The organism is Malaciobacter halophilus, from assembly GCF_002837275.1.
GTDB classification, from domain to species: domain Bacteria; phylum Campylobacterota; class Campylobacteria; order Campylobacterales; family Arcobacteraceae; genus Malaciobacter; species Malaciobacter halophilus.
This window is the reverse complement of the sequence record NZ_NXIF01000016.1, coordinates 1-24,951: the sequence shown is the minus strand read 5'-3', so window position 1 is coordinate 24,951 and position 24,951 is coordinate 1. Positions and strand designations below refer to the sequence as shown.

Below are 24,951 nucleotides of genomic sequence, written 5' to 3'. Positions count from 1 at the left end.
TTGCTACACTATTGATTAAATTAACACAAAATAGGAAACTTATATGAAAAAAAACTATTTAATAGCAATGAGTATAATTGTATTACTTATGTTTGGATACTTTTATCAACTACAAAACAAACAAGTAAAACAGTTAAGACAAGAAGTTAATAAATTAAATGAAAAAATTGAGCTCTTGCAAAAAAATGAACAGCAATTAAAAGTTAAACTTGAAGAGGCTTTAGAAAAAAACAAACCTAAACCAATTCCTGTATCAGTAAAGAAAAAGAGATTTATAAATATGATGGTTCCTGCTTTAAATGAAGTATATGATGAGTTAAAACAACAATTTTTAGAAGTTCAAAACTATATAGATGAAAATAAACAAACAGAAAAAATCAAGAGTTTAAAAGAGTTTTATAAAGTAGAAACAAATCAAGAGCTTTTATATGCATTAAAGCCCCATCCAAAATCAATAGCTTTAGCTCAAGGAGCAATGGAGAGTGCTTGGGGACAATCAAGATTTTTTAAAGAAGCAAATAATATTTTTGGTGTTTGGTCATTTAATAAGAATGAACCAAGAATTGCAGCAAGTGGAAAAAGAGGTTCAAAAACTATTTGGCTTAAAAAATATGCAAGTGTAAAAGAATCAATTAAAGACTATTATATAACTTTATCAAGAAGTTCAGCATTTAAGGAGTTTAGAAAAGTAAATTATGAAAATCCTGACCCATTTTTATTAGTTACAAAACTAGATAGATATTCGGAGAAAAAAGCAGCTTATGGAAGAGAATTAGCTGCAATGATAAAATATAATAAGTTTACAAAATATGATGATAAAGAGTTTATTGTTCAAAAAGAGCAAAAAACATTAACAAAAGAAGAAGCGCAAAAAGAAGAAGAGTTAGAAAACAGTGCAATACAAAATAGTAATGATGAGGTTACAACATCAAGAGAGATTGAAGATAGTATAAAAGAAGATAAAGTAGTAAAACAAGAAAAAAATAGTAATGAGAATAAAACATTACAAACAGAACAAAAAAAGAGTTTAGAAGAGAATAAGATTAATAAAAAACAGAAAAAAATAGAAAAAACAGAAAAAATAGAAAATATCACTAAAGATAGTGAAAAAATAGAAGAAGAAACAAAGTAGTTAAGGCTACTTTGTTTATATCTAACCAAATAATAATACATAAAGTGCTACAATCACTACTTAATTAACTACTAAAAACTATATTATTAAGGAAAAATTTTGAAAACTATAAGTGTTGCACACTCTCCTGATGCTGATGATATTTTTATGTACTATGCTATAAAATTTGGTTGGGTTAGTGCAAAAGATGCAAAATTTGAGAATATTGCAGCTGATATTGAGACATTAAATCAAGCCACATTAAAAGGTGAGTATGACATTTGTGCAATCTCTTTTGCTTTGTACCCTTTTGTTAAAGATGATTATGCTTTACTAAAAACAGCAGTATCTTTTGGAGAAGGTTATGGACCAAAGCTAGTAAAAAGAAAAGATAAAAAACTTAAGAAAAATTTTAAGGTTGCTCTTAGTGGTGAGTTTACTACAAATGCACTACTATTTAAAATAGCTTATCCAGAAGCTAGAATTACTTACATGAATTTTTTAGATATTGAAAATGCTGTTCTTGAAGGAAAAGTTGATGCTGGTGTTTTAATACATGAATCAATTTTAAATTATAATGAAGAGCTTGAAGTTGAAAAAGAGATGTGGGATATTTGGGAAGAGTTAAGTGGGGGAGATTTACCTTTACCTCTTGGTGGAATGTGTTTAAGAAGGTCAATCCCTCTTCATAATGCAATTGATTATGAAAACTGCTTAATAAAAGCAGTAGATGTTGCAAATAAAAATAGAAAAGTTTTAGCTACTATGCTACTTGAAAAAGGTTTAATTAGAGTAGATGCACCAACACTAGATAAATATTTAGATTTATATGCAAATGATGAATCAGTGAATTTAAGTGAAACTCAATATAAAGCTCTTGATAAACTTTTTGAATTAGGTTATAAACATGGATTTTATGAAAATCTAATCAAAGCAAAAGATTTTTTAATTCCAAGTGAATATGAGGACTTAAGAAGCAAGTGATTAAAAAAGTAGATTTTTCAAGATACTCTTCAATTAAAATAGGGCCAATTGCTGATATAAAGATAATTGAAGAGATTGGTGATTATGATGAATACACAATAATTGGAAAAGCAAATAATATTTTAGTTTCAAATAATCATCCAAAGTTTGCTATTTTAGGAAGTAATTTTGATTATATAAAACAGCATGATAATAGACTTTATGTAGGCTGTGCAACAAGCTCTGGAAAATTGTTAAGTTATTGTAGAAAAAATGACATAGGGCATTTAGAGTTTTTAGCAAAACTACCTGGGACAATGGGTGGTGTTGTAAAAATGAATGCAGGTTTAAAGTCTTGGGAGATTTTTAATCATGTAGTAAGTATTAAAACTAAAAATGGATATATAAACAAAGAAGATATACAATACACATATAGAAGTACAAAAATTGATACAATAGTTTATGAAGTAGTTTTAGAAGTACAAAGTGGATTTTGTAAAGATAGATTAAAACAGTTTAACAAAATGAGAGATAATCAGCCCCAAATGGCAAGTGCTGGTTCTTGTTTTAAAAACCCAAAAGGAGACTTTGCTGGAAGATTAATCCAAGAAGTTGGTTTAAAAGGTGTTCAAAAAGGCTCAATGTCTTTTTCTAAAGAGCATGCTAATTTTCTAGTAAATAGTGGAAATGGGACATTTGAAGATGCAATTTATCTTATTGATTTAGCTAAAAAAAGAGTTAAAGAAAAATTTAATATAAATTTAGAAGAAGAGATAATTATTTACTAAGCTTAATTATTTATTAATTAATTTATGATACACTTTGCACTTTAAAAATAGCGTAAGGGTTAGAAAGTTTGAAGAATTTAGTAATAGTTGAGTCACCTGCAAAAGCAAAAACAATATCAAAGTTTTTAGATAAAAGTTACACAGTTATGGCCTCTATGGGGCATGTTAGAGATTTACCAAAATCAAAGTTAGGGTTTGACCCTGAGAATAATTTTAAGCCACAATATTTAATCTCAACAGATAAGAGAAAAGTAATAGCAGACTTGAAAAAACATATTACAAAAGATACTGTCATCTATCTAGCTGCCGATGAGGATAGGGAAGGGGAAGCAATTGCTTGGCATCTTATTCCTGCACTAAAGGTAGAAAAAAACCCTATAAAAAGAATTGTTTTTCATGAAATAACTAAAGATGCAATTTTAAAAGCTATTGAAAATCCTCGTGATGTTGACCAAAATTTAGTTGATGCCCAACAAGCTAGAAGAGTTTTAGATAGAGCCGTAGGGTATGAACTATCACCACTTCTTTGGAAAAAAGTTAGATATGGTCTTAGTGCGGGTAGAGTTCAATCAGTTGCAGTTAGAATTATTGTAGATAGAGAGAATGAAATTAGAGAGTTTAAACCTGAAGAGTATTGGAAAATTAAAGCTGATTTTATAGATCCAACTTTTAAAGCTGAACTTGCAAAAATTAATTCAAAAGCAAAAAAAGTAAGAAATGAGCAAGAAGCAAAACAGATTGAAGCTTCTATAAAGCAAGGAAAATTTGAGCTTGTAGATATTGAAGAAAAAGACTCAAATAGAAACCCAGCAGCTCCTTTCACAACTTCAACTTTACAACAAGAAGCAAGTCGAAAAATTGGGCTTTCAGTAAAACAAACAATGGTTATTGCACAACAGTTATATGAAGGAAATGTAGGTAATATTCCAAATCATACAGGTGGTTTAATTACTTATATGAGAACTGACTCTTTAAACCTTTCTAAAGTTGCAACAAGTGCAGCAAAAGAGGTAATTGAACAAGAGTATGGGAAAGAGTATTCTTTAAATAAGCCAAGAGTTTATAAATCAAAATCAAAGGGTGCACAAGAAGCCCATGAAGCTATTAGACCAGTTAATTTAGCACTAAAACCTAGTGATATTAAGCCTTATGTAGATAATGCTCAGTTTAAACTATATTCACTAATTTGGAAAAGAACTTTAGCAACGCAAATGGCTCCTGCAAAAATTGCAAATACTACATATAAGATTGAAGCTGGAAAAGATAAAGAGTATGAGTTCCAATCAAAGGGACAAAGAATAATATTTGCAGGATTTATGAAAGCATATACAGAAGGTAGTGATAATCCTGAAAGTGCACTTGATAGTAGTGAAAAGATTTTACCAACAGTAAAAAAAGGCACAATTTTAAATTTAGAAAAACTAGATTTAGAACAATTATTTACAAAGCCACCTGCAAGATATACAGAAGCTAGCCTAGTTAAAAAGTTAGAGAGTGAAGGAATTGGTAGACCTTCAACATATGCTCCTACAATCTCTACAATTCAGCAAAGAGAATATGTTGTTAAAACAGAAGATAAAAAATTAGCTCCTACTGCCACAGGTGAAATAGTAAATGCTTTTTTAACTGATCATTTTGCAGAGATTGTGGATTTAGGATTTACTGCAAAGATTGAAGAAGAGTTTGATGATATTGCAGAGGGTAAAATTGCATGGGAACAAGTTATGCAAGAGTTTTATGGAGGCTTTAAAAAAAGAATTGAAGAAAAAGAGAATAGTGTAAATAAAGAAGATTACTTACAAGTAAGACAAATAGGTACAGACCCTAAATCTGGAAAACCTGTTAGTGCTAGGGTTGGAAGATTTGGTCCTTTTGTTCAAATTGGTACAAAAGATGATGAAGAAAAACCAAAGTTTGTAGCGATTCCTGAACATTTAAATATGGATACTATTACACTTGAAGAAGCATTGTATTTATTTACTCTTCCAAGGGTTGTGGGACAAACACAAGATGGTGAAGATATTGTTGCAAATATTGGAAGATTTGGTCCATACTTACAAGTAAAAAGTAAGTTTTATTCACTTAAATCTGACGACCCTTATAAAATAGAGTTACCAAGAGCTTTAGAAGTAATCAAAGAGCTAGATGAAGCAAAAGCAAAGGCTACAATAAAAGTATTTGAAAAAGAAAAAATTCAAGTTTTAAATGGAAGATATGGGCCATATATTAAACAAGGTAGAAAAAATTTCAAAATTCCAAAAGGAAAAGTAGCTGAAGAGTTGACTTTACAAGAGTGTCAAGAAATAATAGAAAAAGATCCAAAATCTAAAACAAGTAAGAAAGCCCCTGCAAAGAAAACAACTACGAAAAAGACAACTACAAAAAAAACTACAACTAAAAAAAGCAGTTCAAGTACTGCAAAAAAATAGAAATGAAAATAGGAATTTTATCAGATAGTCACACAAGAAGTGACTATACTGACATAGTTATTAAGCATTTAAAAAAACAAGGTGCTCAATATTTAATACACGCTGGTGACTTATGTATTGAAGATAATTTAAAATTATTACAAAATTCAAAGCTAGTGTATGTTACTGTTTTTGGCAATAATGATAATAGTTTATTTTCATTAGCAAATGAGTATAAAATCAAAAAAGAACCATATTACTTTAAGATAAAAGATATAAAGTTTAAACTTATGCATCTTCCTTATTATTTAAATGCAGATAGTGATATTATAGTTTTTGGTCATACTCATAAATTTGAGTGTAGTTATAATAATGGTACACTTTTCATTAATCCAGGAGAGGTTTGTGCTCGTGAAAAACCTCTAAGTGAGTCTGTTTTGCTTGAAATTAATGAAAATGAGTATATAATTAATTACTACTTTAGAGATATACATTCCAATAATTTTAAGAAAGAAGAGTTTAGATATGAACGATAATAAAGAGATTTTTTTATGTGCTATATGTAATATAGAAAGTGGTACATGTAATGAAGATTGTAAATTTTGTACACAAAGTGTAAAATATAAAGCTGATATTCAAAGATACAAAAAAAAAGCTATTGAACAAATTGTTCAAGAAGCAAAAAGAGCAAGAGAAAATAATGCAAATGGCTTTTGTCTTGTAACAGCAGGTAAAGGGCTAAATGACAAGAGGTTAGCTTTTGTTTGTGAAGCAGCAAGAGCAGTGAAAAAAGAGAATTTAGGATTAATATTAATTGCATGTAATGGAACAGCTTCTGTTGAACAGTTAGAAACATTAAAACAAGCAGGTATAGATGCCTATAATCATAACCTTGAAACAGCTCAAGATTTTTATTCTCAAATTGTTACAACACATACTTGGGAAGAGAGATATGAAACATGTAAAAATGTTAAAAAAGTAGGTTTAAGACTTATATGTGGAGGGATTTTTGGTTTAGGAGAGACTCAAGAGCAAAGAGTATCAATGCTTGAATCAATTGCATCATTAGAACCTATGAATGTACCTTTAAACTTTTTTCACCCAAATGAGGCTTTACCAATTGTGAAAAATTCAGTTTCAAGACAAGAGGCTTTTGAGTTAATAGAATTAGCTAGAAAAATGGTTCCAAGTGCAAAAAAAATAATGGTTGCTGGAGGAAGAGAGCTAATGTTTGCAGATGAACAGTATAAAATCTTTGAAAAGGGTGCAAATGCATTTGTAATTGGAGATTATTTAACAACTGCAGGAAGAACACCAGCTGATGATATTGCAGAGCTTGAGAAATTGGGTTTTAGCATAAAAAGAGAAAGAAAATAGTTTTAGGAAATTAAATGGGTGATGAAATCTTAATTATTGTTACAATCTCTATAATAATCTTTACATCACCTTTACTTTCAAGGGTATTAAGAGTTCCTACTGTACCAATAGAGATTATTTTAGGTGCACTTGCTGTTTACTTCTCTTTTATTAGTGAACATCCAATTTTAGAGCTAGTTGCTGAACTTGGATTTTTATATTTGATGTTTTTAGCGGGATTGGAAGTAGATTTACGTAAACTTATAAATATACCCACAACAATACTTAAAAAATCACTTTTTTATAATGTAATACTCTTCTCTTTATCAGCAGCTATTACTCTATATTTTAAACTTGGTAATATATTTATTGTTACCTTACCACTTATATCAATTGGTATTTTAGCAGCATTAAAAAAAGAGTATGGCGATGTTGAGTGGATAAGAATGGCAATTGTAGTAGGGCTGATTGGAGAGATTGTATCTATTTTTGCACTTACAACAGTTTCAGCAATGCTTGAATTTGGTGTAACTTGGGAATTTTATAAAACAATGCTTTTATTTACTGCATTTATGATTTTATTGGCAATCTTTTATAAGCTATTTAATAACTTAATTTGGTGGTATCCTGAAATTAAAACATATTTGATGCCAACTGAAGATAATCAAGAACAAGATGTAAGAGTATCTATGGCAATCTTTTTTGTAATGATTGCTGTAATGATATATTTAAAACTTGAAGTTGCATTTGGTGCATTTATTGCTGGTACTTTTATTACTACTTTTTTTGAACATAATAAATCATTACCTCATAAGTTAGAGCACTTTGGTTTTGGTTGGTTAGTGCCAATATTCTTTATTTATGTAGGTTCTTCTTTTGAAATTGAAGAGTTATTTCATGATGGACTTATAACAACTGCACTTTTAATAGTATTAGCTATGATATTAATTAGATTTATTGCTTCATTGCTATTTATAAAAGAGATGGGAAAAAATAGATTCTTTATGTTAGGATTATCTCATTCTATGCCATTAACTCTACTTATTGCAGTAACTACACTTGCATATCATAGTCATGCAATTACTCAATTTTACTATTATGCTTTTATTTTAGCTTCAATTTTAGAGGTTTTAATTGTAATGATTGTTATTAGAATATTAACTAATTATTTAGGAATAAAAAAAGTGATTAAAAATGATTAAAGCAGATATTACATCTGCTCTAATCTAAAAATAGTTACTTGACCATCAGTATAAGTTACTTCATAATTTTCAGGAGTATCAGTTAACTCAATAACAGCTCTAAAGAATTTGTCTTTCTTATGATTCCCTACTGTTATTTTTGTAAAGTTTGTAGAGTTTAAATCTTCTCTTTTTGTATAAAAGTTCTCTTTTGCATAAAAATCTAAAATTATTTTATTTTGATTTGGTAAAGTAAACTTTTTAAATACATTATGTTTTGAGTGAAGTTGAAGTTTTTCATTTGTATATTCAAGTTTTAAAAAAGGTAAAATCTCTTTTTCAAAAGCCACATCAGTTCTTGGTTTTACGTAGATAATCTCTTCTTTTTCCTGTTTTTTTAGCTCTTGTACAATCTTTTTTGTTTCATCAACAGTCTTTTTTTGAGCTTGAGTAATAAGTTTTTTTACTTTATCTTCTGTAAGTTTTGAAGAATCTTTTTTTAACTCATTTTTAGTCATACTTTTAGTATCTTTATTTATACTATTAGCTTTCATTTTTTCTTGAATCTCTTCTATATAGACTTTTTCTTGATTCTCAAACTCATCTGGATAACTATCTTCTATTTCCATAAGTCTTGCAACTTCTTCATTATAAGCTTGTGTAGCTTCAAAAGGGTTCTCTCTTGCACTTAAACTAGATGATAAAATAAGTAATGTTATAAATAAAGATATTTTTTTCATTGTTCTGGCTCCAAGTTTTTTAATTCGAAATACTCTTTTTGTAAATGGGCATTCTCTTCTTGTAATCTTTTAATTTCATTAACTAAATATACCCTTTTATCTTTTAAAGAGTTATAAACTTCTAATGAATTACTTCCAAACAAAATTATTGCAACATGATAACTAAGAAAAAGTGTAATAGCAATTGATACAATTGCTATTACACTAAACTTCTTTATCTCATGAATTTTACGTTTCATTTAATTATTTAGAAAAAGGAGCTTTCCCTAAATATTCCGCGTATGCAATCTCTGCACCAATTTCTAATAATCTATTATATTTTGCGTTTCTTTCACCTCTTGAAGTTGCACCTGTTTTAATTTGACCACAATTTAATGCAACAGCAAAATCAGCAATAAATGAATCTTCTGATTCACCAGACCTATGTGACATAACGCAGTTATAATTATTTCTTTGTGCTAATCTAATAGTAAGCATTGTTTCACTTACACTTCCAATTTGATTTGGTTTAATTAATACAGAGTTTGCAATCTTTTTTGAGATTCCTTCAGCAACAATTGAAGCATTTGTAACAAATAAATCATCACCTACTAATTGAATTTTATTTCCTAGTTTTTCAGTTAATATTTTCCAACCATCCCAGTCATCTTCTGATAAACCATCTTCAATAGAAATAATAGGATATTTTGAACATAAATCTGCATAATACTCAACTAACTCTTTTGAACTTAATTCTCTATTTTCAGATTTTAATACATATTTTCCAGACTCATTAACAAGTTCTGAAGCAGCTACATCTAGTGCAATTGCGATTTGTTCACCAATCTTATATCCAGCTTTTTCAACTGCTTTAATAATAACTTGTATAGGTTCTTCGTTTGATTTTAAGTTTGGAGCAAAACCACCTTCATCACCAACTGCAGTGCTCTCATTCATCTCATCAATAATCTTTTTTAAATTATGATAAACTTCTGATGCAGCTCTTAATCCATCATTGAAGTTTTCAAATCCAACTGGCATAATCATATATTCTTGAAAGTCAACAGAGTTATTAGCATGTTCTCCACCATTAATAATGTTAAACATTGGTACAGGCATAGTCATAGCATTTGCACCGCCTAAGTATCTATATAGTGGCATATTTAATGAAGTTGCAGCTGCTCTAGCAGTTGCCATAGAAACACCAAGAACTGCATTTGCACCTAATTTAGAATAGTTATTCGTCCCATCAATATCTTTCATTGTTGCATCAACTTCTGCTTGGTTATAAGGGCTTAATCCAATTAATTCATCTGCAATTTGACTATTTACATTTTCTACAGCTTTTAATACACCTTTACCTAAGAATCTTTCATCACCATCTCTTAACTCTAAAGCTTCTCTTTTCCCTGTACTAGCACCACTTGGAACAATTGCACTCTCTTTTGTTCCATCACTTAAAATAACTGTTGCTCTTACAGTTGGATTACCTCTTGAGTCTAAAACTTCATCAGCATAAACGTTATCAATATATACCACTGTTTCTCCTATCTAAGTTACAAATTTTTTAGATATTATACAAAAAACTTATTTGGTAATTGCTTTTATGATTAGTATGTAAAAAGATTTAAAAAAGTTTTGTGTAGGAAAATATCAAAAAAGAGTAACTCTTTTTTGATATTGTATATTTAAAATTGAAGTAGTTTTATTTCTCTTGCTCTTCAGGTTCACCTTGAATAATATCATCTTTTATTCCCATTGCAACTAATATTTTAGATTCTATCTCTTTAGCAATTTCAGGGTTATCTTTTAAGAATTGTTTAGAGTTCTCTTTTCCTTGACCTATTTTAGCATCACCATAACTAAACCAAGCACCAGCTTTATCTACAATGTCAAGTTTAACTCCATAGTCAATAAGCTCACCCATTTTTGAAATACCTTCTCCAAACATAATATCAAACTCTGCTTGTTTAAATGGAGGCGCAACTTTATTTTTTACAACTTTTACTTTTGCTCTATTTCCAATACTCTCTTCTGCTTGCTTTAACGTAGCAATTCTTCTAATATCAAGTCTAACTGATGAGTAGAATTTAAGTGCATTACCACCAGTTGTAGTTTCAGGGCTTCCATAACCAGTCATTCCAATCTTCATTCTAATTTGGTTAATAAAGATAACAGTTGTACCCATTTTGTTCATAATACTTGTGATTTTTCTAAGTGCTTTACTCATAAGTCTTGCTTGAACACCTACTTGTTGGTCATCCATATCTCCGTCAATTTCTACTTTTGGAGTAAGTGCAGCAACTGAGTCAACTACAACTAAATCTACTGCTCCACTTCTTACAACAGTTTCTAAAATCTCTAATGCTTGTTCTCCATAATCAGGTTGAGAAACAAGTAAATTATCAATATCAACTCCTAAATTTCTTGCATAAACTGTATCTAAAGCATGCTCTGCATCAATAAATGCACAAACACCACCAGCTTTTTGGCACTCTGCAATTGCATGTAAAGTAAGAGTTGTTTTACCAGATGATTCAGGCCCATAAATCTCAATTACTCTACCTTTTGGAAGTCCACCTACACCTAAAGCTAAATCAAGTCCTAGTGAACCAGTAGAAATTGCTTCTGTTGGAACAACCTCTTTATCTCCAAGTCTAATTAATGTACCTTTTCCAAAAGCTTTATCAATTTGCTTGATTGCTAAATCAAGTGACTTTTTTTGATTATCATCCATTATCTATCCTAATTTTAGAGTTTCTTTTATTTATTTGGGAATTTTAGCGAAAAAAAAATAAATTACATATTTTTATTGCATTTTGTAAGATTTTTTATATCTTTTTGTGCTATTTCATAGCTTTGTAATGTTCCAATATCTCTATGATAAGTAGAGTTTAAAAAAGTATTAATTTTTCCTGTAAAATAAGGAATGACATCAAGTGAGAAATCAAAGTTGTCTTTTTTATTAATTTCTAAAAATTTAAATATAGAATAGTTACAGATATATACAGCTGCATTTGCTAAATTTGAAGGAGGATTTTTGACTTTTTCATAAAATTTTTGAACAATGCCGTTTTTATCAAGTTCAACAATTCCACAAGATTGTGGTGTATCAGTTTCAAATAACATCATTGTTATATCACATTTTGTTTTTTTTTCTTCATGGGTATCAAAAAATGCATTAAAGTTGCAAAATGATAGGTTATCTGCGTGTATAACTAAAAAAGGTTCATCTTTATCAAAAAAAATTTTATTTTCTAAAATTGTTCCTGCTGTATTTAAAAGTTCTTTTTCATAAACTAATGTAACTTTATTTTTAAATTCAGAATTTTCTATAAATTCTTCAACTTTATTATTAAAGTAGTGAGTATTTATTATAAACTCTTCAACTCCTGCTTTTGTTAGATTCTCAAGCCAATATTGAAGTAAGGGTTTATTATTTAAAGGTACTAGACATTTTGGAATTTTATTTGTAATAGGTCTTAGTCTTGTTCCAAGACCTGCTGCTAAAAGTAAAGCTTTTTTCATTTAAAAATTTAACTCCTTAATGATTTCTTGTTTTTTAATAGGAATATTTCCTACTCGACTTACTTGAATAGCTGCAGCTAAAGAACCAAGATATGCACTTTCCCAAACAGAAGCACCAACTGTTTTTGCCATGGAAGAGCACGTAATTAAAGAATCTCCTGCTCCACTTACATCTTTTGCATTTTGGTTTAAAGCAGGGATATTATCTGTTAATAACTCATCTTTTATTGAGTTATAAATCATAATTCCTTCACTTCCTAAAGTAGTAAATACATATTTAGGTTTTGATTTTTCATGTAACTCTTTTGATAATACTACTAAACCTGACTCAAAATCATTTAAAGATAATCTTATTTCTCTTTCTGTTGGCGTAACAATATCCATATTTTTAAATTTTGAAATATCTCCTACTTGAGAAGAGCTTTGAGAATCTGCAACTGTTGAAATAGAATGATTATGGGCAAATTGGGATATTTTTTCTATTAAATATTTAGTTAAAACTCCATATGAGAAGTCAGAAAAAATAATTAAATCATAATTTTTACCATTATTCTTTATTTTTTCCATGATTTTTGCTTCTAAATCTTTTGAGATATTGTGTTGCTTTAAATGATTAACTCTTAATAAAGTTTTATTTTGAGCTCTAAATCTTTGTTTTAAAGTTGTAGGTCTAGTGCTATCTTTGTAGATATAAGTATCAATTTCTAACTCATTTAAATAATTTTTTGTAAATTCAAAATTTTCATCATCACCTAAGATTGAAATATATGATACCTTTGCTCCTAATGTTTTAGCGTGACTTGCAACAATTGCAGCACCACCTATAAATTTTTTATTTGAAATAGGTGTTATAACAATTGTCGGGTCTTCTTGACTCATGCCAATTGGATCACAAGTAATATATTCATCTATGATTGTATCTCCAATAACTAATACATTTAAATTAGAAAAACTATTTACATACTCTTTTAATTTTTCAGAGTCTATTTGATGCCTATTAATATATCTAGTGGCATGTGTTATAAATGAGGGATTTACTTCAAAATCTTTTTGAAGTAAATCTAAAGAAGAAAAACCAATCTCTCCTGATGTAAAAAGAAGTTCACCTCCGTAAGATTTTAAAACTTCTTCTTCAGGATTTGATAATTTCTCATGCTCTTTACCTTTTACTATAATATCTGGCTTTTCTCTTTTGATATATTCTAATACATCCTCTTTTAGTAAAAAAGCTTCATCTACATAACTTGTAGCATTTATAGACTCTAGTCTTATATTTTCATCTAATAGGTTAGAGTCTTTATTAATGCTATCACTATTTACTCCAACAATTAAATATTCACAACTCTCTTTTGCAAACTTTAATAGTCTTAGATGTCCAGGATGTAAAATATTAAAATTTCCATAAACAAAAGCTTTTCTTTTTTTCATTTTATTCTCTATATAAAATTTAAGTGATTAGGTGGTGTTCCAGTTGGTTTTTCAAGTTTTATCTCACCTTTTTTATAACCATCTAAAAATTCATTTACTTTATGTTGTAAACATAAAGAACCACACATAGTTTGTGCATCAAAATTTGGAGAAGATAAGTGATTCATAACCTCCCAGTATCTATCACTATTTACAATATCTTTAAATCTTTGTTGAGTTATATTTCCTATATGAAATCTACTATATCTTTCATTAAATAACATGCCACAAGGAGCAACTAGACCTGAACCTGAGATTTGTATTTGAAATGGTGGTCCATAACATCTTTGATAGCTTCTTTTTCCTTCAGCATTAATCTTAGACCATTTTACACTAACTTGATATTCATCATCACTATAAGACTCTGCCTCTTCTAAAATATGTGTAAGCTGTGAGTACTTTGAGTAATCAACTCCTAGTTTTCCATCTTCACTATCACTTGTATGTTTTACAACTAAATAATCAGGGCGAATCTCTTTTCCTATCTTTGCTAGAGGAATAACTTGGTCTGCATCTTCTGGCATTAATACCATTTGCATACCAATAGTTACATCAAGATTATTTTTCTTTTTTATTTCAACCATATCTTTTATGTTTTGAATAACTTGATGAAAATGACTCTCTTTTACTCCCATTATTTCAGCATATCTTTTAGGCTCACCAGCAGAAATATTAACTCTTAAATATGTTAAGTGAGGAAGAATTCTTTGTAATGCTTCATATCTTGTATTATATCCATGAGTTGCTGCTGCCATAGATATACCAAGTTGCGAACCTTTGATTATAGTATGTTCATAAATAGGAGATAAAGAGCTCTCTCCATCACTTACTAAAGAGATTGCTTTAACTCCCATTTGAGCGCAGTCTTCTAAAAAGTTATCAATATGTTCTTTTTTTATATCAAATCTATCATTTTCTTGAAGTCTAGCATAACAAAAATGGCAACCATAATTACATGCTCTAGTTAATGCCATATCTATTGTAATTGGAGCGATTCTTTCACCTTTCTCCCATTTTTTAATTCTTTCTTGATGCCAATATATTTTAGTGGCATCTAGTATATATTTATTTTCTTTTTTTGTTTTCATCTGCTCTATCTTTCAAAAGTACTATTACTGGAAAATTTCCTAATTTTTCTCTTATATATGACTCATATGATACTAAATAATCATAAACTTTATTCTTGGCCATAATTAGATTTACTTCTATTGCTTGATTATTTACTTTTATTACTTCTAATTCTTTATTAAATTTTTTACTTAAAAATTTCACTTTTTCTAATTGTTCTTGTGAAGATAATTTTTTCCATTTTACTAAACTTTCAGGTTCATACCTTGAGTATTTATTTGCATCTAACATAAACAGGTCCTTTATAGTCAAACATTTTTTTTATATCTGTTACTAAACTATTTTGTGTTGGTGATAATATTAGAAAATTTTTGAAAATTTTCATCATCTTTATATCATCTTCATCCATACAGTGACTTCTTCCTAATTTCTCAAAGTAGTTATTTGCTCCTACTCCTATTAGTTTTACATTCATATTATGCTCATTTAAATCATATCTTATTTGCTCATATGCTCTCATAACTAAAAAAGGAACTTGTGAATAAACTATTGGTTTAAGTCCAGCTAAAAACATACCTGCGCTCATACTTATTGTAGCTTGCTCACAAATACCTATATTAAAAGCTCGATGTGAATGGTTATTAAAATACTCGTCTAAAACAGCAAAACCCATATCGCCTGCAAGAAGAGTCATCTTTTCATCTTTTTGAAAATATTTATATATCTCTTTCATTACTTCTTGTTTTGAAACTAGATTACTCATCATTTTCCTTTAGAATATAACCATCTTCAGTTGGGCATCTAAAATGATGCTTTATAGAGTTTTCCATGAAATCTAAGCCTTTACCTTTTACTGTATCACAGAAAAGGACTGAGAAGTTATCATTTGATTTATTAAAAAAATTATCAAAAGACTCTTTTAGCTCTTTTATACTATGACCATTGATTTTTGAAAATGAACAAGGGTATGATTTAAGAACATTACTTAGTTGAGGATTGCTCAATCCTACATCACTAACCTTACTCATTGCTTGAAGAGTATTTGCATCAATTATTACTAATAAGTTATCAAGTTTATATTTAGAAGCGATATTTAAAGCCTCAAAGTTACTTCCTTCTTGCATCTCTCCATCACCTACAATACAGACTACTTTATTTGTCATATTTTGCATTTTAAAAGCTTGTGCCATACCAACTGCTATTGGAAGTCCATGACCTAAAGAACCAGTTGAAGCCTCAATCATATAATCTAAATTTTGAGTAAGGCAACCCTTTATTGAAGAACCATTATAAAAATTTTTTAATTCATGGCTTGGGAGAAAACCTAATTCATTTAAAATAACATAGTAAGCATATGCACCATGTCCTTTGCTAAAAACTAATCTATCTCTTGAATTATCTTTAGCATTATTTGTATTGTAATTAAGATAATCATTAAATAGAGTTGTTAATATTTCAAGACAAGATAAAGACGGTGCTAAGTGCCCGGCTTTTGATTCACAAGATAACTTAATAGTTTTATATCTAATATCTTCAATATCTAACATATTATTTACCTAAATACTCAAACCAGTCTTTTGTTGCTTCATTAATAGAATCTTTATCCCAAACAGGAGCTTTTGCCCATTGCTCAATATTTTCAAGCATTATTTTTACCCCTTCTTCAAAAGTAACTTTTGGAGACCAGTTTAGAAGGCGTTTGATTTTACTAATATCTGCATATGTACAATCAGGTTCTCCTGGACGTTTTGGTATATAAGTTTTTTCTCCACCTAATAGTTCAACTAAATAATTTACACTATAAGTGTTATCACTACCTACATTAAAAATCTCATTTGTGTATTCTGATTTTGCCGCACTTAAGCAAGCATCTACGACATCAGTTACAAAAGTAAAATCTCTAGTTTGCTTACCATCTCCTACAATAGTTAGAGGTTTATTATTTAAAAGTTGAGCTAAAAATACTCCAAATACTGCTCCATAAGTTCCACTTGTTCTATGTCTTGGACCATAAACATTGAAAAATCTCATTGAAACTACAGGCATATTATATACTTGCCCCCAATGAAGAACATACTCTTCTGCTACTCTTTTTGTATGGGCATATGGATATTCAGGTGCTATTTTAGTATCTTCACTTGTTGGATATGTTTTGGGGATTCCATAACATGAACTAGAAGCTGCATAAACAAACTTTTTAAGTTTTGTTGAGGTTTTAGCAGCTTGTAAAATATTTATAGTTCCATCAACATTTGCTTTATGATATTTCAAAGGGTCATTAATAGATGGAACAATATCTGCTAAAGCAGCAAAGTGAAAAACATACTCAACATCTTCAAAATATTTTTCAAGTTTATTTTCATAATCACCAATATCTGCTTGAACAAATTTGATTTTATTTTTATGGTGTTCAATATTTTCTAATCGTCCATTTGACAGATTATCTATAACTATAACCTCAAAGTTTTGCTCTATTAATAAATCAACCATATGAGAGCCAATAAAACCTGCTCCTCCTGTAACTACTGCTTTCATATTATGTACCTTTTAAATAAAATTATCATGTGCATTTGGATTTTTTAATCGCCATAAATATCTATTTACTTCATCCATTCTGCAATTTACTCTACAATCTTTTATATCAAGCTCATTTCTTACAAACTCTATACTTTTTCTTCTTTTTTCACCTTCCCAAATATCTTGGAAGCTATTTTCTTGAGCGTTACCATAACAAAAATGCTCTTGTTGTAAGTATGCACTACAACCATAAACATCCCCATCTGCCATCATATGAGCCCAAAAGTATGGTGTTGAGTAACATTTTTTATAGTCATGGCTGCTATTTAGTTTTTTCATAGTATTACTTCTAAATACTATACTAAAATTTTCATTATTTAATTTTTCTAGCTTTTTTTCTAAATCTAACATTGGTTCATAATTTATATCACTATAAATTTTAGTTTCACTAAACAAATGTTGAGAGTAAGGTTTTATTACTAAATAGTCCAAACCTATCTCTTTTACAGTTTTTGCAAACTCAAATACTTCGTCTTTATTTTCAGGAAGAAGTAACATTTGTGCACCTAAAGTACATTTGTAATTGTTTTTGTCTCTTATTTGAACAGCATTTTTCATATTATTAAGTACTTTTTCAAAATCTTTCTCTTTTGTTCTGTGAACTTTTGAATATGTTTTTGCACTTCCTGCATTTATACTTATTTTTATCCAAGAAGCGTTTTTTAAAATCATATGAGCATCTTGTTTATCAAATAAAACAAAATTTGTTGTAATTGATGAATCAATATTTACATTATTGCAATGCTGTATAATTGAATCTAAGTCTTTATGAAGTAAGGGTTCTCCTTCTCCTGCAAACATTATACTTTTAATACCAAGCTTAGACATCTCAGAGATTCTTTCTTTTAGTAACGGTGTTTCCCATCTTATATTTTTATAACCAATATAATCCACTGCACAAAAAGTACATCTATGATTACATGCTCCTACTGGAGAAATTTCAACATATAAAGGATAAATTTTTTTTTGTTTTTCCCAATTATTATCTGCTTTTAGCCAACTAGCAACTCTTAGAGGATGAAAATTTAATTTATGACTATCTATTGAATATGTATCTGCCATTACTTTACCTTATATACTCTTCTTTAATATTTTTAATTTGTTTGTTAATTACATCAAGACATAGCTCTGGATAGTTTCCTATTGCTGTTTCTTCTGATAATTGTAGTCCATAAATACCACTTTTTAAACTATTATATAAATCAATTGTTTCTGCAATAGTTGGAATAGGGTTTATCTCCATAGTTTTAAGAAATTGTGTTGCTAAAAATACTTTTTTATTATAAAAAGTTGCTTTATCAATAATAAATTTTTGATAAGTTGGGATATTATTTAAACCTACTTCTGTTGATAAATCACCTCTATCAATTAATATGTGCTCAACTTCTTCTAATATTTCATCTAAGTTATTTACAGCACTTAATGTTTCTACTTTTGAGATAATAGTTGAGTTTTCAATTAGTTCTTTTGCAAGTTGTATATCTTTTTTGTTTCTTACAAAAGATAATCCTATATAGTCTAAATGGTATTTATTTGCAAGATTAATAAGTTTCTTATCTTTTTCAAATAAAAAAGGAATCTCTTCATGAATACCTCTTACATGCATACCTTTATTGTTTTGAAGCTTTCCTGTTGAGTACGATAGAAATGTAAATTGAGCTTTTTCTAAATCTTTTTTCAATAATTTAAACTTAAAGATTGAATCATTTGCCCATATAATATCACCTACTTTTATATGTTTAAAAAAAGTAGAATAGTTTAATTGATTAAAGTTAAGAGTAAAGTTTTCTCCTTCTTCAATTTTTATATAATCCTCAACATTTGTTGTTCTAATTTTATTACCTGGTAGATCCATTAATATCTTAGCATCACTTTGTTGTTTTCTAATTTCTTTAATATGTGATTCTATCTCTTGAATTGTTCCATGAGCACCATTTATTCTATATATATAACTTTGATTGTGTATTTTATTTATAGGTGTTTTATATAGAAGTGATGGACCTACTGTTGCAATTATTTTTTTCATTTTATAAACATCTCCTCTTTAAGATTTAAAATCTCTTTTGATACTTCTTCTCTCATAAATATTGAAGAAGGAGTTTCATTATTTAAAAATTTTTTTCTTATTTTTGTACCACTAATTCTAATTATATCTTTATGTGCACAACAATTTTCACTTACCATTTGTTTGCAGATGTTACAATAGTAAGGTTCTTTTAGTAGTAGTAACTCAATTCCTAAAGAGTTTGTTTTAAGAATTTTTCTTGCTAAAGAGTGTGCTTCATATTTTCCATAATAATTTCCCACACCAGCATGATCTCTTCCTATTATAAAGTGAGTACATCCTAAGTTTCTTCGAATTATAGCATGAAAGATTGCTTCTTTGGGACCTGCATATCTCATTTGTGTTTTTAATGTTTGAAAGTGTACATTAAGATTTTCATAATATATTTCAATCATTTTTTTATAGCCTTTTTCTACGGCTTGTTCACTAAAATCTCCACTTTTTTTCCATCCAACTAATGGATTTATAAATAATGCATCACAAAACTCTAAACCAACTCTTTGTAAATATTCATGAGCTTTGTGAATAACATTTCTAGTTTGAAAACCAACTATTGTATTCCAACCTTTTTGTTTAAAAAGTTTTTTTGTATCTTTAGGCATTAGTGAGTTTTTTAAAATTTCTTTATCAATAACTTCTATTTTTCCACCAATTCTAAAAGGAAATCTGCTTTTTTCTTTTTTTACTCCTGGGTGGTTTATATCATCAGTTTGGAAAATTTTTTTAATATCTTGCTCTTTTATTTTAAATAGGTCTTCAATAAATAAAGTTGCAATAGGTTTGTTTTTAAAAGTAAGTGTTAAAACTTCTTTGTTTATTGCATTAGTAAAAGTTTCTTTATTAACATCTAGTGTTATAGGTATAGTCCATACTTCTTTTGTAGAAAGTTGCATTTCATTAATAACGCTATTATAATCTTTGCTATCCATAAAACCAGTTAATGGATAAAAAAGTTTTGTTTCTATATTAATTATATCTTGAAGTGTTTCTTCATTAACTTCATATGTCATTAAAACTCCATTTTATTTTAAGATTAATAAAATACCTGAAACTAATAATAGTATTTTAAATAAATTATGATATTTAATTTCATTTAATCTTTTATATAATAGTTTATTTACAATAAAATATATAAAAAAACCAATAATAGCGTAATATATATAATAGTAACTAAATTTTTCGTAACTACTTGTTAAAAAAATTGTTCCAATTTGAAATAATGCAAATGTAAGATAAGATATTGCTATTGTTACTCTTTTCTCATTTTTAGAATCTTTTTCATAAAAGATTTTTGCTGATAATAAAGAACCACCTAAGTTAGTTAAACCATGAATTATACCCATGGTTATATAATACAGCCTATTGTAAGATAAAAAGCTATTCATAAAATTTTTAATCCAAGATATATTCTCTTTTATAGCTAATAGTATTAAAAATAAACCAATAATTATGTTTAAATTTATAGAGCTTTTTTCAATTAGAAAAAGTGTTATTACTATAAAAGGAATAGTATATATAAGAATTGATTTATATATTTTTTTGTTTATATATTCTGAATCTTTTAATACTTGCATTAAATTTATTGTAGCAGAAACAGGAAGTAGTATTAATAGTGATTCAATAAAATCATAATTTAAAAGTAACATCATTGGAGTACCAAATAGTAAGACACCAACTCCAAATAAAGATTGAATAATAGAAGTGAATACAATCACAAATAATATATCTAGTTCAAGCATTGCTTTAACTTTAAATATTTTAGTATATGATTAAGACTCTCTTCTTTAGTCAACTTATTTGTATCAATTATAAGATTACTATTTTTTGGCTCTTCAAACTTAATATCTACACCTACAACATTTTTATCTTTGTAAACTGTTTTTTTATTTTTTATATTATTAATATCCCTTTTTAAATATATTTCAAAATAGTTATCAAACTTTCTTCTAGCAAAATCCCTTAATTGTTCAAAAGGTGAAATATTACATACAATTGGGATAATATTATTTTGTTCTAAAATATAAGCACTTAGTAAAATTCTTTTAATATTTGCTTCTCTATCTTCTTTTGTATATCCTAAATCATTTTCATAAAAGTTTCTAATAATATCTCCATCAATTATATAGCTATTTATATTATTATTATCAAAATAATTTTTTAACTCTTTTCCTAAAGTACTTTTACCTGAACCACTTATTCCTAATAACCATATAACCACTATAATCCTTTATAAAACTCATTTATACATTTACAAACATATCTTATTTCATCAAAAGTAATATTTGCAATTGGTAGTGTTAATATATTTTTTTCAAATTTTTTTGTATTAATAAGGTGTTGATTATTTATATGAGAAAAAGGTTTTTGATTATGTATTGAAATAGGATAATGTATCTTTGTTTCAATTCCTTTGTTTTGTAAATATTCTTGTAGTTTTTCTCTTTTTTCAGCTTTTATTATATAAGTATGGTAAGTGTGTTTAATATAGCTTTTCATTTTAATAGTTTTAATTTCTTGAACATTACTAAGTAAATCATTATATAATTTTGCACGTTCAATTCTATTTTTTATGATATTTTCTAATTTATCAAACCTATGGTTTAAAATAGCAGCATTTATACTATTTAATCTAGATACTCTTCCTATAAATTCTTGAAAGTCTCTATTTTTTAATCCATGGTTCCTTATCTTTTTAATATAAGATGCAAGTTGTTTATTATTTGTTGTTACAATTCCTCCATCTGTAATACCAGATAGATTTTTTAATGGGTGTAAAGAGAAACAAGCTATATCTGACAAAGAACCAGTTTTCATCTTTTTATATGTTGAGCCAATACTTTGAGCTGCATCTTCAATTACAAAAAGCTTATGTTTTTTTGCAATTTTGTTAATTTCATCCATATCACAAACTGCACCCATTAAATGAACAGGAAGTATAGCTTTTGTTTTAGGTGTAATAAGTTCTTCAATTTTCTTATAATCAATTAATAAATTATCATTAATATCTGCAAAGATTGGTTTTGCTTTTAAGTAAGAGATTGCATTTGCTGTTGCAATAAAACTATTTGATACTGTGATTACTTCATCATCTTGTCCTATTCCTAAGCTCATTAGTGCAAATATTAATGCATCTGTACCTGAATTTAATGCTACTGCATATTTTGTATTACAGTAATTTTTAAACTTGTCTTCAAACTCTTTTACATATGAGTCACTAATAAATTGTCCAGTTAAAAAAATATCTTTAATTAAAGGAGAGATTTCTTCTTCATACTCCTTTGAAGATATACCCAAATCAATATATTTAATCATTTCTTTTTCCAAAATATTTTTTATAAAAGTAGTCTAGTTCATCTTTGTATTTATTATTAATTAAGTTAGAGCTGTTTCTATAATTTAACTTTGGTAAATGTTTTTCTTTCTCTTTTAGTTCAATAGAGTCTGAATTTTTAACAAAGTCTTTAAACTTTTGAACAACCTCAAAAGAGTTATTATATATCTCTTCATAATCAATTGTTAATTGAGCATTTTTGAACTCTGTAGTAATCAAATCAATTTCATCTTGTATAGATTTAACTTGAAAAACAATTTGTTCAATAGGATTTTTTATTTTCTGTATTACTGATATATTGTTTGGAATATGCCCATAAAAATGGTTTATATTATCATATCTACTAATACGAGCATTAATTATTGAGTTACAAATGAAATATAAGTCTCTAGTAAGATTAATTATTCTTATATTTTTAAAGTTGTCCTTAAACTTTAAAATATTTGCCATAGCATAAACATTATCAATAATTAAAGGAAGTTTTTTTGTATTAACTATAAAATTCAAATTTGTTTTTAAATTATCAAAGTTTTGTTTTTTACAATAGTGTTCATTATCTTTTAGATTTAATTGTTCTTTCCAAAACCATCCCCATTCATGTGGTTCATTTATGCCTTTAGTATTTCCATATGATGAGATATAATTACTTTTATAGTCTTTATTTATAATATCTTTTTCTAATTCTATTCCAAATGCTGGCGCTTGGTAAAATTTTGCAAGAAAATTACTAATATATCCTATATGTAAATTACTAGTAATTAGTTGTTGAAAAAGTGTTGATGCACCTCTTGGTTGAGCTATTATAAAATATATTGGATAATTATTATTTTCGTGTAAAGATACTAAATTACTATTTTCTTTACTTAGTAGATTATTCATTTTTTCTATCATTTTTTTCTTCTTAAATAAAGTTTATATGTTGTTCTTTAGTAACACTTGAAGGATTTAAAATGGTTTCTACTAAATTATTAAGAGAATGATATCTACATCCTGCTGGACATTTTGATAAATCAAGATTATTAGATAGTTTAAGTATATTTGATTCTATTTTTTCTAAATTATCTGTGATTTTTCCTACACTTATTCTATGTGGACCACAGTAAATAATTCTATCATCTTCATAAATATTAATATTAAAAAAACCTGCAACACATTTATTATATTTAAGAATAGTTTTTTCTTGTTCATGAGATAAAACTTGATGTTCTCTATAAAAAACTTTAAAGCTTTCATTTTCAAGATCTTTTTTGATTCTTTTGGCAATAGGAGAAATGTCATTATGTGTAATATTGTTTTTCTCTATTCTTTCTCCAACACTTCCTCTATTAAAAACAGGCTTAATAGAAAAATAATCAGCTTTTATCTCTTTTGATATTCTTGCACTTTCATATAAGTCTTTAATATTTTCATGATGCGTAGCAAATTGTATTCCTACAGTAGGAGAGATGTTTTCTCTTTTTTTTATTAACTCTTTCGTATTTTTAATGATTTTTTCAAAATGGTTATTTACATCATGCATATGATTGTGTACTTCCGTAGTACCTGCATCTAAACTTACTCTTATCCAAGTAAAATATTTAAGAATCTCATCTTCAAATCTATTTATTAAGTAACCATTTGTAAACATTCCTTGCTCTATGCCTAATTTTGAAATTTCTGTAATTAGTTCTTTGAACTTTGGATATGCTGTTGGTTCTCCATTCCCTACATATGTTACTGCTTTTAAGCCTCTATCTTTTGCTTTTTTTAAAAAGGTAAGAATTTTATCTAAATCTAGTAAATTTGCTTTATCAAGTTGATACTCATAGGCTGTACACCATAAACATTTATGATTACAAAAGTTACCTAAACTTATTGTTGCATGAACGGGAAAAATTTTTGTTTGATTTTTTATTGCTAAAATATTCTCTGGATGGTATAATATTTTATCAAATTCTAAAAAGCTCATTAATTACCTTATATTGTTTTTTCTCTGTATTTTGGGAAGAATTGATTATTAGTTCTTTTTGTTCTTTTTGTTAGTTTATCATATAAATTTTTATCAAATACTTTATTCCCTATGTAAAATGTTTTTTTATCCTTAGAAAACTCTTCTTTAAATTTATAAAGTCCATCTTTCCCTCCACCAAGAAAAAAAAGATTTTTATGCCCTTTGTAATAATCACAGACTAATTTAAAAAGAAGAGAATTAAAACCAAAGGGTAAAAACTCTTTTAATGTTCCACCAAGAAAATAGTATACATTTTTAGAGTCTTCAATAATAAATATTGCAGTAACAACTTTATTTTTATATTTTAAGCTAAAAATTCTTCCAAAGTTTATATACAATTTTTTTAAAGACTCTTTTGAGAATAGAAAATAGTTTGTTGCATTAATTCTTTGCATAGAA

Annotated in this window: 26 protein-coding genes and 1 pseudogene; 7 read left to right on the top strand and 20 right to left on the bottom strand. The window is 27.6% G+C overall.

Annotated elements, in window-relative coordinates; translation table 11 throughout:
- Nucleotides 1-43 precede the first annotated feature (43 nt).
- The 7 genes from CP960_RS04370 to CP960_RS04340 all read left to right on the top strand — a co-directional run bounded on the left by CP960_RS04370 (nt 44) and on the right by CP960_RS04340 (nt 7,828).
- A complete protein-coding gene (locus tag CP960_RS04370) occupies nt 44-1,132 on the top strand; it encodes a glucosaminidase domain-containing protein (protein ID WP_228152011.1) in 1,089 nt (362 codons plus the stop codon).
- A gap of 96 nt (nt 1,133-1,228) precedes the next feature.
- Nucleotides 1,229-2,095 carry a menaquinone biosynthesis family protein gene (locus CP960_RS04365; protein ID WP_101184104.1) on the top strand — a complete coding sequence of 289 codons (867 nt, stop codon included), beginning with the start codon at nt 1,229-1,231 and terminating at the stop codon, nt 2,093-2,095.
- Entirely contained in the window at nt 2,092-2,862 is a 771-nt protein-coding gene (locus CP960_RS04360; RefSeq protein ID WP_101184102.1) for a UDP-N-acetylmuramate dehydrogenase, read from the top strand. The genes CP960_RS04365 and CP960_RS04360 overlap by 4 nt, the downstream gene beginning before the upstream one ends.
- A 68-nt stretch (nt 2,863-2,930) precedes the next feature.
- The gene (topA, locus tag CP960_RS04355) at nt 2,931-5,291 is read left to right on the top strand and encodes a type I DNA topoisomerase (RefSeq protein WP_101184100.1); all 2,361 of its coding nucleotides are present in this window, start codon (nt 2,931-2,933) and stop codon (nt 5,289-5,291) included.
- A 2-nt stretch (nt 5,292-5,293) separates the two neighbouring features.
- A complete protein-coding gene (locus tag CP960_RS04350; RefSeq protein ID WP_101184098.1) occupies nt 5,294-5,806 on the top strand; it encodes a YfcE family phosphodiesterase in 513 nt (170 codons plus the stop codon).
- The gene (locus CP960_RS04345) at nt 5,796-6,647 is read left to right on the top strand and encodes a biotin synthase (protein WP_101184095.1); all 852 of its coding nucleotides are present in this window, start codon (nt 5,796-5,798) and stop codon (nt 6,645-6,647) included. Before CP960_RS04350 ends, CP960_RS04345 begins: the two co-directional genes overlap by 11 nt.
- Before the next feature lie 14 nt (nt 6,648-6,661).
- Complete coding sequence (locus CP960_RS04340) at nt 6,662-7,828, top strand: cation:proton antiporter (protein WP_101184094.1); 1,167 nt, start codon at nt 6,662-6,664, stop codon at nt 7,826-7,828.
- Between the two features lie 8 nt (nt 7,829-7,836).
- On the opposite strand, the gene CP960_RS04335 is transcribed toward CP960_RS04340, so the two are convergent.
- From CP960_RS04335 to CP960_RS13715, 20 genes and pseudogenes are all read right to left on the bottom strand, one after another.
- Nucleotides 7,837-8,547 carry an AMIN domain-containing protein gene (locus CP960_RS04335; RefSeq protein ID WP_101184092.1) on the bottom strand — a complete coding sequence of 237 codons (711 nt, stop codon included), beginning with the start codon at nt 8,545-8,547 and terminating at the stop codon, nt 7,837-7,839.
- On the bottom strand, nt 8,544-8,786 hold the full coding sequence (locus tag CP960_RS04330) for a septum formation initiator (protein WP_101184090.1): 243 nt from the start codon (nt 8,784-8,786) through the stop codon (nt 8,544-8,546). The genes CP960_RS04335 and CP960_RS04330 overlap by 4 nt, the downstream gene beginning before the upstream one ends.
- A gap of 4 nt (nt 8,787-8,790) precedes the next feature.
- Nucleotides 8,791-10,065: a phosphopyruvate hydratase gene (gene eno / locus CP960_RS04325; RefSeq protein WP_101184087.1), complete on the bottom strand. Its 1,275-nt coding sequence runs from the start codon at nt 10,063-10,065 to the stop codon at nt 8,791-8,793.
- Nucleotides 10,066-10,231: 166 nt separating this feature from the next.
- Complete coding sequence (gene recA, locus CP960_RS04320) at nt 10,232-11,263, bottom strand: recombinase RecA (RefSeq protein WP_101184086.1); 1,032 nt, start codon at nt 11,261-11,263, stop codon at nt 10,232-10,234.
- Nucleotides 11,264-11,325: 62 nt separating this feature from the next.
- Nucleotides 11,326-12,054 carry a nucleotidyltransferase family protein gene (locus CP960_RS04315; RefSeq protein ID WP_101184084.1) on the bottom strand — a complete coding sequence of 243 codons (729 nt, stop codon included), beginning with the start codon at nt 12,052-12,054 and terminating at the stop codon, nt 11,326-11,328.
- Complete coding sequence (locus CP960_RS04310) at nt 12,055-13,482, bottom strand: PfkB family carbohydrate kinase (RefSeq protein ID WP_101184082.1); 1,428 nt, start codon at nt 13,480-13,482, stop codon at nt 12,055-12,057.
- Nucleotides 13,483-13,490: 8 nt separating this feature from the next.
- The gene (locus tag CP960_RS04305; protein WP_101184080.1) at nt 13,491-14,609 is read right to left on the bottom strand and encodes a radical SAM protein; all 1,119 of its coding nucleotides are present in this window, start codon (nt 14,607-14,609) and stop codon (nt 13,491-13,493) included.
- Nucleotides 14,587-14,880, bottom strand: coding sequence for a hypothetical protein (locus CP960_RS04300; RefSeq protein ID WP_101184078.1), 294 nt, complete (start codon nt 14,878-14,880; stop codon nt 14,587-14,589). The genes CP960_RS04305 and CP960_RS04300 overlap by 23 nt, the downstream gene beginning before the upstream one ends.
- A complete protein-coding gene (locus CP960_RS04295; protein ID WP_101184076.1) occupies nt 14,864-15,352 on the bottom strand; it encodes a transketolase family protein in 489 nt (162 codons plus the stop codon). Before CP960_RS04295 ends, CP960_RS04300 begins: the two co-directional genes overlap by 17 nt.
- Nucleotides 15,345-16,136 (bottom strand): transketolase, encoded by a 792-nt coding sequence (locus CP960_RS04290; protein WP_101184074.1) that lies wholly within the window; start codon nt 16,134-16,136, stop codon nt 15,345-15,347. The genes CP960_RS04295 and CP960_RS04290 overlap by 8 nt, the downstream gene beginning before the upstream one ends.
- A 1-nt stretch (nt 16,137) precedes the next feature.
- Nucleotides 16,138-17,124, bottom strand: coding sequence for an SDR family oxidoreductase (locus CP960_RS04285; RefSeq protein WP_101184073.1), 987 nt, complete (start codon nt 17,122-17,124; stop codon nt 16,138-16,140).
- Between the two features lie 12 nt (nt 17,125-17,136).
- Nucleotides 17,137-18,228, bottom strand: a complete 1,092-nt coding sequence (locus tag CP960_RS04280; protein WP_101184071.1) for a radical SAM protein — start codon at nt 18,226-18,228, stop codon at nt 17,137-17,139.
- A 4-nt stretch (nt 18,229-18,232) separates the two neighbouring features.
- Nucleotides 18,233-19,192 (bottom strand): pyruvate kinase, encoded by a 960-nt coding sequence (locus CP960_RS04275; RefSeq protein ID WP_101184069.1) that lies wholly within the window; start codon nt 19,190-19,192, stop codon nt 18,233-18,235.
- A complete protein-coding gene (locus CP960_RS04270; protein ID WP_101184067.1) occupies nt 19,189-20,241 on the bottom strand; it encodes a sulfate adenylyltransferase in 1,053 nt (350 codons plus the stop codon). Before CP960_RS04270 ends, CP960_RS04275 begins: the two co-directional genes overlap by 4 nt.
- 12 nt (nt 20,242-20,253) lie before the next feature.
- Complete coding sequence (locus CP960_RS04265) at nt 20,254-20,970, bottom strand: TSUP family transporter (protein ID WP_101184066.1); 717 nt, start codon at nt 20,968-20,970, stop codon at nt 20,254-20,256.
- Nucleotides 20,958-21,449, bottom strand: a complete 492-nt coding sequence (locus CP960_RS04260) for an adenylyl-sulfate kinase (RefSeq protein WP_162919105.1) — start codon at nt 21,447-21,449, stop codon at nt 20,958-20,960. Before CP960_RS04260 ends, CP960_RS04265 begins: the two co-directional genes overlap by 13 nt.
- On the bottom strand, nt 21,449-22,543 hold the full coding sequence (locus tag CP960_RS04255; protein ID WP_101184062.1) for a DegT/DnrJ/EryC1/StrS family aminotransferase: 1,095 nt from the start codon (nt 22,541-22,543) through the stop codon (nt 21,449-21,451). The genes CP960_RS04260 and CP960_RS04255 overlap by 1 nt, the downstream gene beginning before the upstream one ends.
- Nucleotides 22,536-23,453: a hypothetical protein gene (locus tag CP960_RS04250; protein ID WP_101184060.1), complete on the bottom strand. Its 918-nt coding sequence runs from the start codon at nt 23,451-23,453 to the stop codon at nt 22,536-22,538. Before CP960_RS04250 ends, CP960_RS04255 begins: the two co-directional genes overlap by 8 nt.
- Before the next feature lie 10 nt (nt 23,454-23,463).
- Entirely contained in the window at nt 23,464-24,510 is a 1,047-nt protein-coding gene (locus CP960_RS04245) for a radical SAM protein (protein ID WP_101184058.1), read from the bottom strand.
- 8 nt (nt 24,511-24,518) lie between these two features.
- A pseudogene (locus CP960_RS13715) lies at nt 24,519-24,951 on the bottom strand (hypothetical protein); the annotation flags it as partial.